The 9736-nt window shown below is 48.4% G+C and carries 7 protein-coding genes, 1 tRNA gene and 1 pseudogene; 4 read left to right on the top strand and 5 right to left on the bottom strand.

Annotated features, from left to right (window positions below):
* Window positions 1-220 precede the first annotated feature (220 nt).
* Entirely contained in the window at window positions 221-2140 is a 1920-nt protein-coding gene (mnmG, locus tag PN477_RS05220; protein ID WP_272118667.1) for a tRNA uridine-5-carboxymethylaminomethyl(34) synthesis enzyme MnmG, read from the top strand.
* Between the two features lie 84 nt (window positions 2141-2224).
* Here mnmG and PN477_RS05215 read toward each other — a convergent pair whose 3' ends face one another.
* Window positions 2225-3430, bottom strand: a complete 1206-nt coding sequence (locus PN477_RS05215) for a phosphoglycerate kinase (RefSeq protein ID WP_272118666.1) — start codon at window positions 3428-3430, stop codon at window positions 2225-2227.
* 142 nt (window positions 3431-3572) lie between these two features.
* Here PN477_RS05215 and PN477_RS05210 point away from each other — a divergent pair, with 142 nt between their 5' ends.
* Together PN477_RS05210 and PN477_RS05205 are read left to right on the top strand one after the other, a co-directional pair.
* Window positions 3573-3980, top strand: coding sequence for a universal stress protein (locus PN477_RS05210; protein WP_272118664.1), 408 nt, complete (start codon window positions 3573-3575; stop codon window positions 3978-3980).
* Between the two features lie 137 nt (window positions 3981-4117).
* Window positions 4118-4188: transfer RNA gene (locus tag PN477_RS05205), tRNA-Gly, on the top strand.
* Window positions 4189-4662: 474 nt separating this feature from the next.
* On the opposite strand, the gene PN477_RS05200 is transcribed toward PN477_RS05205, so the two are convergent.
* The 3 genes from PN477_RS05200 to dxs are packed head-to-tail and all read right to left on the bottom strand — an operon-like array spanning window position 4663 to window position 8897.
* Window positions 4663-5571 carry a DUF4435 domain-containing protein gene (locus PN477_RS05200; RefSeq protein WP_272118662.1) on the bottom strand — a complete coding sequence of 303 codons (909 nt, stop codon included), beginning with the start codon at window positions 5569-5571 and terminating at the stop codon, window positions 4663-4665.
* Window positions 5572-5574: 3 nt separating this feature from the next.
* Window positions 5575-6930, bottom strand: a complete 1356-nt coding sequence (locus tag PN477_RS05195; protein WP_272118660.1) for an AAA family ATPase — start codon at window positions 6928-6930, stop codon at window positions 5575-5577.
* A gap of 56 nt (window positions 6931-6986) precedes the next feature.
* Entirely contained in the window at window positions 6987-8897 is a 1911-nt protein-coding gene (gene dxs, locus PN477_RS05190; protein WP_272118658.1) for a 1-deoxy-D-xylulose-5-phosphate synthase, read from the bottom strand.
* 171 nt (window positions 8898-9068) lie between these two features.
* Between dxs and PN477_RS05185 the strand changes: the two genes are divergently transcribed.
* On the top strand, window positions 9069-9221 hold the full coding sequence (locus PN477_RS05185) for a hypothetical protein (RefSeq protein ID WP_272118656.1): 153 nt from the start codon (window positions 9069-9071) through the stop codon (window positions 9219-9221).
* Window positions 9222-9228: 7 nt separating this feature from the next.
* Here PN477_RS05185 and PN477_RS05180 read toward each other — a convergent pair.
* Window positions 9229-9417: pseudogene (locus PN477_RS05180) on the bottom strand (winged helix-turn-helix domain-containing protein); the annotation flags it as partial.
* Between the last annotated feature and the right edge of the window lie 319 nt (window positions 9418-9736).

Here is a 9736-nt window from a genome sequence, read left to right as displayed (position 1 = left end):
TGCATCCCACTTTTGCAGATTCCCATGGCTCGCCAGGGAGCACCCTCATCCCCAGCCCTTCTCCCGCAGGAGAAAGGAGCCAAAAGCCCTCTCCTGAGGGAGAGGGTTGGGTGAGGGATTGCATAACTGGGATGCACTCCATTGATAGGGCTACCGTTCCGCCTCGGTGGAATGAAAAATCTCGCTACAATAGGGGACTGATCTGTATGTGTTTGTCGCCATGACTGTGTTAACCCCTGTGGACTTTCAAGATGAATTTGAGGTCATTGTCATTGGTGCTGGCCATGCTGGGTGTGAGGCGGCCTTGGCGGCGGCGCGGTTGGGCTGTCGGACGCTGATGCTGACCTTGAACCTGGATAAGATTGCGTGGCAACCCTGCAATCCGGCGGTGGGCGGCCCGGCAAAATCGCAATTGACCCACGAGATTGATGCGTTGGGGGGCGAGATCGGTAAGATGAGCGATCGCACCTATCTGCAAAAACGGGTCTTAAACTCCTCCCGTGGCCCCGCAGTTTGGGCCCTCCGCGCCCAAACCGATAAACGGGAATACGCCCAAGTGATGCGCCGCATCGTCGAAAACCAAGAGAATCTCGCCATCCGTGAAGGCATGGCCACAGATTTAATTCTTGGCCCCAATGATGAGGTTTTAGGGGTGCAGACCTATTTTGGAACCTGCTTCGCCGCGAAAGCCGTAGTATTGACCACCGGCACATTTTTAGGCGGCACGATTTGGATTGGGAATCAATCAATGCCAGCGGGCCGGGCGGGGGAATTTGCCGCCGTGGGGTTGACGGAAACCCTGAACCGGATGGGATTTGAAACCGATCGCCTCAAAACCGGAACCCCGGCCCGCGTTGATCGCCGCAGCGTCGATTTTAGCGTCATGGAAGTGCAACCCCCCGATGAGGAAGTGCGCTGGTTTAGTTTTGATCCGGAGGTGTGGATCGAGCGGGAACAGATGAATTGTCATCTGACGCGCACCACGGCGGCGACCCATCAATTAATCCGGGATAATTTACATTTAACACCGATTTACGGCGGCTTTATTGACTCGAAAGGGCCGCGCTATTGCCCCAGTATTGAAGATAAAATCGTGCGGTTTGCCGATAAAGAATCGCACCAAATTTTCATTGAACCGGAAGGGCGAGATATTCCAGAATTGTATATTCAAGGCTTTTCGACGGGCTTGCCGGAACGGTTGCAATTGGAATTATTGCGGACGTTGCCGGGGTTGGAACACTGTACGATGTTGCGCCCTGCCTATGCGGTGGAATATGACTATCTCCCAGCAACGCAATGTTACCCGACGTTAATGACAAAAAAAATTGCGGGGCTCTTTTCAGCGGGCCAGGTGAATGGCACGACGGGCTATGAAGAAGCGGCGGCCCAGGGATTTGTGGCGGGGGTAAATGCCGTGCGCTTTGCCCAAGGCAAAGAGATGATTATTTTCCCCCGTGAACAGAGTTATATCGGCACGTTGATTGATGATCTTTGTACGAAAGAGTTACGGGAACCCTATCGGATGCTCACGTCGCGATCGGAATATCGCTTGATTTTGCGATCGGACAATGCGGATCAACGGTTAACGCCCTTGGGTCGGGAGATTGGCTTAATTGGCGATCGCCGCTGGGAATTGTTCCAACGCAAATATGCCAATATTGCCGCCGAAAAAGATCGTCTTGCTACGAATCGGGTTAAAGAATATGAGCCGACGGGTCAACAGATTATGGCGGAGACGAATCAAAAGATTAAAGGTGCGATCGCTCTCGCCGATCTTCTGCGGCGGCCAGGCATTCATTATGCCGATTTAGACCGTTATGGCTTAGGTAATCCTGACTTAAATAAAGTAGAAAAAGACGGGGCGGAAATTGAGATTAAATATTCCGGCTATATCCAACGCCAACAGACCCAAATTGACCAGGTGGCCCGCAGTGCAAACCGGAAACTCCCGGAGAATTTAGACTATTTCGCCATTAGTACCCTTTCGATGGAATCCCGCGAAAAGTTGGCGAAGGTGCGCCCCTTAACGGTGGGGCAAGCCTCGCGGATTGGGGGGGTGAATCCGGCGGATATTAATGCGCTGCTGGTGCATTTGGAGGTGCGATCGCGCCAGGGCGAAGTGGCCGTGGTGCGATCGTGACAAACGTTGGGGGTTTGGCGACCAAACCCCTACGAGAGATCCATGGTCAAAGGTTCATGTAGGGGCATGGTCTCCATGCCCCGTTTAGGCCTCGTCCAGCGCCGCAATACCGGGGAGCACCTTGCCTTCGAGGAGTTCGAGGCTCGCACCGCCGCCGGTAGAAATGTGGCTCATTTTCTCCGCCACGCCCACTTTTTCCACGGCAGCCACAGAATCACCGCCGCCGATAATCGTGATCGTGCCTTTGGGGGTGAGGTCGGCGAGGGTGTGGGCGATCGCTTCCGTTCCGGCTGCAAACGCTTCAAATTCAAACACGCCCATCGGCCCGTTCCAAATCACACATTTGCACTCTTCTAAGGCCGCTTGGAAGGTTTTCACCGAATCGGGGCCAATATCGAGACCCATCCAACCATCGGGAATCGCTTCCACACTCACGGTTTGAGCCTTCGCATCGGGGGCGAAATTGTCCGCCACCACCACATCCGTGGGCAGCAACAGATTCACGCCCTTTTCCTTCGCCTTGGCTTCGAGTTCCTTCGCTAAATCGAGCTTGTCTTCTTCGACTAACGACTTACCCACAGCCAAGCCCCGCGCCTTGTAGAACGTGAACACCATCCCACCGCCGATCAAGAGCGTATCGCACTTATCCAACAGGGTTTCGATCACGCCGATTTTGCTCGACACTTTCGAGCCACCGATGATCGCCGCCAGGGGACGCTGGGGATTGTCGATCGCATTTTGGAGATAGGCCAATTCCTTTTCGATCAACAACCCGGCCACACTGGGGCTGAGGTATTTCGTCACCCCTTCCGTGGACGCATGGGCACGGTGAGCCGTCCCAAAAGCATCGTTCACGTAGAGATCCGCATTGGCGGCTAATTTTTCGGCAAAGGCGGGGTCATTGGCTTCTTCTTCGGCGTAGAAGCGCACATTTTCCAAGAGCGCCACATCACCATTGGCCATGCCTGCCACCACACTAGACACCGCATCGCCGATGCAATCGCTGCACATCTTCACCTCTTTGCCGAGCAATTCACCCAGGCGAGCCGCCACAGCGGTGAGGCGCATCCCTTCATTCACCTTGCCCTTCGGACGACCCATGTGGCTAGAGAGCAACACCTTCGCGCCTTTGTCAATCAGGGTTTGAATCGTCGGCAGAGCAGCACGAATCCGGGTATCATCGGTGATCGCGCCTTGATCATCTTTGGGCACATTGAAGTCAGCCCGGACGAGCACGCGCTTACCGGCTACTTCTGCATCTGTTAAATTTGCTACTGTTTTCTTGGCCATCCTAAATATCCTCCTAAATTGCGTTCTATTCTATTGATGTATGACTGTGCGATCAGACTAGGGATTTTGGGCTGGCTCACTGTGAGCCGCGATCGCTTCCTAGCCGATTTTACCGGAGTAGGTGTACTGGAGATACCAAACCATGTTTAAAACCATCCTCTTTCCCATCGATCAAAGTCGAGAAACCCGCCATGCTGTGGAGACTGTGGCGAATCTGGTCAAAACCTATCAAAGCCGCCTGATTTTACTCTCCGTCGTCGAACCCCCGGAGCCAGACGCGGAAGCGAGTGCCGTGATGACCTCCCATGAGGCTGTCGCGAAACTCTTGGCGGGAGCAAAAACGCTGTTCACGGAACAGGGTCTCGATGCTGAAACCGTCGAACGAGAGGGCAAAGTGTCCTTCACGATCTGCGATGTAGCCGATGATATGGAGGCAGATTTAATCATTATGGGCTGTCGCGGTGTGGGTCTCACGGACGAGGGAGCCTCGGAAAGTGTCACCAACCGCGTGATTAATCTCTCGCCTTGTCCGGTGTTGATTGTGCCTTAACGCGATCGCCCTTGGGGTGATGTCTGATCCCTAGAGTGCGATCGCGCAGCCACCCATCGCGCAGCCAGCGATCGCGGAGCCAGCGATCGCGCCCCCTTGTCGCCCCGGCGCATCATCTGCTATAGTCGGTAATCCATGCGGGTATAGTTTAGTGGTAAAACGAAAGCTTCCCAAGCTTTAGTTGCGAGTTCGATTCTCGCTACCCGCTTTTGAATCTGAGTTCTATACCATCACCTTGCGGTGGATGTTCATTAAATTTAGCCCAGAGTTTCCGAGTGTGGATTCAGTAAGGTCGTGACCACCAAAGATTCTGCGGTATGGCAATAAGCGCAGCATTCATTTGGGTTCAGCAGCGAGGGGTTGGCTCAGTTGTTCATAGGCAGCTATATCGAGCATCACACCTATGCGATCGCCTTTTTCATTGGTGATGTATTTGGATTGCTGAGGTCATGGTTATTTCCGATTCACTATTTCTACAGTGGATGTCTCATGGAAGCACGGACTCGTTCGATTTGCTTGGGGGCATCGATTTGACCAGGTTCCCACAGTTCTGAGGCTTTGGCGAAGTCAGATTGGGCGCGATCGTCTCCCATTTCTTGATTAAGTTAGCGCGAGTTACGGGGGGAGTCAATGATAAGCCCGCAGTAAATCAGGAATTCAACTTCTTTTGAATTTATGTTTGCTATCGCTCTACCTTGAATTGCAACAAATAAGCACGCAAGCAATCAGGTGTATCGGCATGTTGGGAGAGCCTAGGTATAATTTCCGATCCTGGAATTGATAATTGTACTGAGCGTTTTTCATGAAAGTATTGTGGAGTTATTTTGTTTGCATCTTCCACAAGTTGAGTGATAAATTTCCTTAGAAATTCAATTTCAAATTTTCCTCTAAAACTGCATTGAGGATTTTTTGAATTTAAAGTTTGCTTCTTTTCTTGGAGTTGATCGGGTGAAATAGGTGGTGCTTCAGGGAATTTTCTTTCTAAGTCTTCATGCGTGTATGTATTCATAACACTTGATAATGTGATTTTAATGTCTTTTGATATTTTGATTTTTGATAACTTGATATCACTAGAGATTTCTCGCTGGCAAGCGATCCAAGCATTAAGAGTTTCAACAGCACTATGAAATTCTGCTTGCCTGTCCTTGTAAAGATTTAAGCATTGTTCAAAATCTGCATCTGATTCTTGTAAACCGAATTCTTCTTTAAGGAGAGATTTGAAGCTATTTATTGAGGTATAAAAGTTTTCGATTGAGTAACATGGAGTTTCATAAATAATGCCTTGCAACCCTTCTTCAGCGATACTATTATCAAAATCTCGATCAATAAAGTAAGCTAGTTTCGCTGATTGATAGTATGCCTTAGCTGAAATCATTCTGTGCAAATTACGTACATTTTTCTTCCCTTGACATTGGATTGCTTGGGGATTTTCTATGCAGGTAATATTTTTTATTCTAATTCCATAATATGGAGCATCTTTTCCTTCAAAAAAGCAAAATAAGTTATCTCTTCTATTATTAAATAACCTAGAGAATTGCATAAAAATAGCAGTAGCAGTTTCACGAGACTGCCTTAGTTGGTCAACAGACATTTATTACTCCTTTACAAAGCTATTTAGATCATGAGCATTTAGATTAAGCTCATTATCAAAAATGAAAGGGGAATGGGTAACGGCAACTAAAAGTTTACATTTGCCGGATCTCAAAATATCTGGCAGTAAAAGCCTTTGCCATTCGATAGACAATGAAAGCTCTGGCTCATCAAATAACACAATAAAGTCTTTTGCATTTTCTTCGAGATATATTTTAGAGAAAATCGAAATAATTTGCTTTTCTCCTGAAGATAAGTATTTAAATTTAATTTTCCGATCTTCTTCGGTCTGCGTGATATATATTTTTACATTAACTTCATCATAAATTAATTTCTTTCGACTGAGATATTGATTGCAGATTTCAACAAAATTCTTAATTGATTCATCTTTTTTCTTTTGTTGCTCATAAAGACTGAGAAGCTTAAACAGAAAATATACTAATTGATTATTTTCAGAATTATTTATTCTTTCAGAATTCACCAGATCTTCGATTTTCTTTCTGTTTTCTTTAGAAATATTTTTCTCTCCTACACGACCTAAAATAATTTTCAATGTATCTGGTTTAAGGCTTTGTCTCATTTCTAGTGTGACCGCTTCATTATCTACAAACTGGGTCAGCATTTCACCGGTTACTTTGGAAAACAGATTTAGTGCAGAATCTTTAATTTCTTGTGTTATCTTATCGATTTTTTCGACAACATCATTCATTCCAAATTGAATAAGGCTTTCTTCTTTTCCCAAGAAACTTTCATTGAATTCGTCATTTTGATAGCCTAAGCTATTAAGATCTTCTTCGATTCTCCTGTAAGTTGGAAAATATAAAACACATTCATTTGCATTTTCTCGAGTTGTACTATTTTCTTTTTCGATAACTCCAGAATCATTTGTAAAGTGAGACTCTAATAATTCAGAAATTTCTTTTCTTGAAAATCTTGTGTATCTTGTTAACAACATTTCTGCTCGTCGAAGAATATAATGATATGACATTCCTCGCTCTGACAATCTTTGCAGCGATAATATTTCGCGTGTAGGCAAATACTTTCTAAGGATATCAAATTCAATTAAATCATCAACTAATTCATCTTTTTTGATTGTAACACTGGCTGCCGATTCAAAATCCAGAATAATTGAATCAAAATCAATGGTTTTTAATTTGGAGAAATTACGTGAAATTGAATAGTATAAAGCATTTAAAATGGTTGTCTTTCCTGCTCCATTTTCAGCAATTAAAATTATAGATTGTTTCTCAAAAGAGATTTCTACATTTTTAAATCCAAATAATCCGTTAATTGTAAACTTTTTCAATGAACTTGAATTTAAATGCTCATTGTGAGACATTGTCAGAGTACTACTATCCATAATTTTTTTTTGTTTACGAAGACCCCGATCACAAACAATGTGACCGGGTAAAGAACTTACACTGTTGCTGAAGATTTCTCTGCCGAGAAAAAGATGGTACGCAGTTGCTCGGCGATTTGGGAACCCGTTAAGCCCAGATCCGTTTTGGACTGATCGGGGGTGGCGTGATCGACGAGGATATCCGGGACACCGAAGCGTTTCACGGGGACGTGAATATCATGGTCTTGCAAGGCTTCAAGCACAGCTGAACCGAATCCACCCGGTAGACAGCCCTCTTCTAGGGTGGCCACTTTGCCGATCCGTTGGGCTAAGGGTGCGATTAAGTCCGTATCGAGGGGCTTCACAAAGCGAGCATTGATCACCGTCACGCCGATGCCATGCTCACCCAAGAGTTCCGCGACTTGGAGCGCTGTTTGCACCATGGAGCCATAGCCCAAGAGCAGCAGATCATCACCATTGCGCAGGATTTCACCTTTGCCAATTTCGAGAGGCTCCCAGCCATCTTCCATCAGCGGCACGCCCACACCATTGCCGCGAGGATAGCGCATCGCGATCGGGCCGTTGGTGTAGTTCACGCCGGTGACCACCATTTGCTGCAATTCGGCTTCGTCTTTGGGGGCCATGATCACCAGGTTGGGCAGGCAACGCAGATAGGCGATGTCGTACATGCCTTGGTGGGTGGGGCCGTCTGCGCCAACGATGCCAGCGCGATCGATGCAGAAGAACACCGGGAGTTTTTGAATGCAGACATCATGGATGACTTGGTCGTAGGCCCGTTGCAGGAAGGTGGAATAGATGGCGACGACGGGGCGCACGCCTTCGCAGGCCATCCCAGCGGCGAGGGTAACGGCATGTTGTTCCGCAATGCCCACATCAATATATTGTTTGGGTAATTTTTGCTGCAATTTGTCGAGACCTGTGCCCGTGGCCATGGCGGCGGTGATGCCGACAATTTTGGGGTTATTGGCGGCGAGGGTGGTGAGGGTGTGGGCGAAGACTTTGGAGTAGCTGGGGGGGGTGGGTTTTTTCTTGGGGTAGGCTTTGCCGGTGGTGAGGTCGAAGGGGGATTGGGCGTGGTAGCCGACTTGGTCGTTTTCGGCGATCGCATACCCTTTGCCCTTGGTGGTGGAAACGTGAACGAGGACGGGCCCAGGCATTTTATGGGCTTGGTGGAAGGTGCTGATCAGTTCTTCGAGGTTGTGACCATCGACGGGGCCGAAATATTTAAAGCCGAGTTCCTCGATCACTGCGCCCACTTTGGGGACGGTGAGGCGTTTCATGCTCTCTTTGAGGCGTTCCATGTCGGGGGTAATGGTGTCGCCGACGAAGGGCAGGTGGCGCAATTGTTCCTCAAGGTTGGTGGAGAGGAATTGCATCGGGTCGGAGAGGCGGACTTTGTTGAGGTAGCGGGAGATCGCGCCGACGTTGGGGGAGATGGACATTTCGTTGTCGTTGAGGACAACCATGAGGCGGGTGTGGGGCAGGTGTCCGGCGTGGTTAATGGCTTCAAGGGCCATCCCACCGGTGAGGGAGCCATCGCCGATGATCGCGACACATTTATAATCTTCACCGGCCAGATCGCGGGCGATCGCCATTCCCAAAGCAGCAGAAATACTCGTCGAAGCATGGCCCGCCCCAAAGTGATCAAACCGACTTTCGGAGCGTTTGAGATAGCCCGCCACCCCGTCTTTTTGGCGCAGGGTGTGGAAGTCGTTGTAACGTCCGGTGATCAATTTGTGGGGATAGGCTTGGTGGCCCACATCCCACAGGACTTTATCCTGATCCAAATCCAAGGTTTGATAGAGGGCTAGGGTGAGTTCCACCACTCCCAAACCGGGGCCGAGATGTCCACCACTAGCCGCGATCGTTTGCAGATGCTTTTCCCGAATTTGCCGCGCAATTTCTTCCAGTTGCCGGAGGGAAAGGCCGTGCAACTGATTGGGGTGAGTGACTTCGCTTAAGTGCATATTTATGTTCTGTTCTGTAACGCAGGTTTAATCATCCTAATAATCAACTGTAACTGGATTTGCTCCTGCTGCGGGGTATCTCGTGATGCGATCGCGCCTTTCCGGAGCCGCACCCTTGAGTGACCCAAAATTCAGACCCATGAACGATAGAACTGGTGTACGATCACTCTTGTGAGTCTATTTGTACTGATTACCCTCTCTGAAACAGGTGCGATCGCGCCCCAACATCGGGACTCGACGGGGAGCAGTATTTTTGCAGCGGAGTATGGTGATGCAACAATTAACGGGTCTGATTGCACCGTTGTTTTGACAGTCAATCATTGAGGGTCAATCACTCATCTCTCAGGACATAGCCCACCCCACGCACCGTCTGAATGAGGCGAGACTCGCCCTCAGCTTCTAATTTCAAACGTAGATAGTGCACATACACTTCAATAATATTAGAATCTCCCATAAAGTCATATCCCCAAACATGTTCAAGAATCTGATCACGGGTTAAGATTTGGCGCGGATGAGGGACAAAATCTCGGTTTTAAGCAGAGCAAGATTCATCAAATCAACCGATTGCCCTGAAGCCTTGACGATCGCAATCCTATTTGAGTTTGAAACCCTCAGCCTTGAGAAACAAGGGGCTTAAGCCCCTTGCCTGTCCCGATCTGATTTAGGATTGCTCGATCCAGGGATCGGCTTGGAAATCCGATTGACATACTCCCCCACTAAACCCTACGGGCTATAGTGGGGGATTCTGAACAGCCAGTTACCTGACCATTTATCCACTCAAACAACGAGAGTTGCAGAGGGTTGCTAGGCTCAACGACTAACGCCATTGATTTATCCTG

This window comes from Spirulina subsalsa CS-330 (assembly GCF_028330765.1).
Taxonomy (GTDB): Bacteria; Cyanobacteriota; Cyanobacteriia; order Cyanobacteriales; family Spirulinaceae; genus Spirulina; species Spirulina subsalsa_A.
Note: the sequence above shows the minus strand (reverse complement) of the source record. Positions and strands in the feature narration are given on the sequence as shown.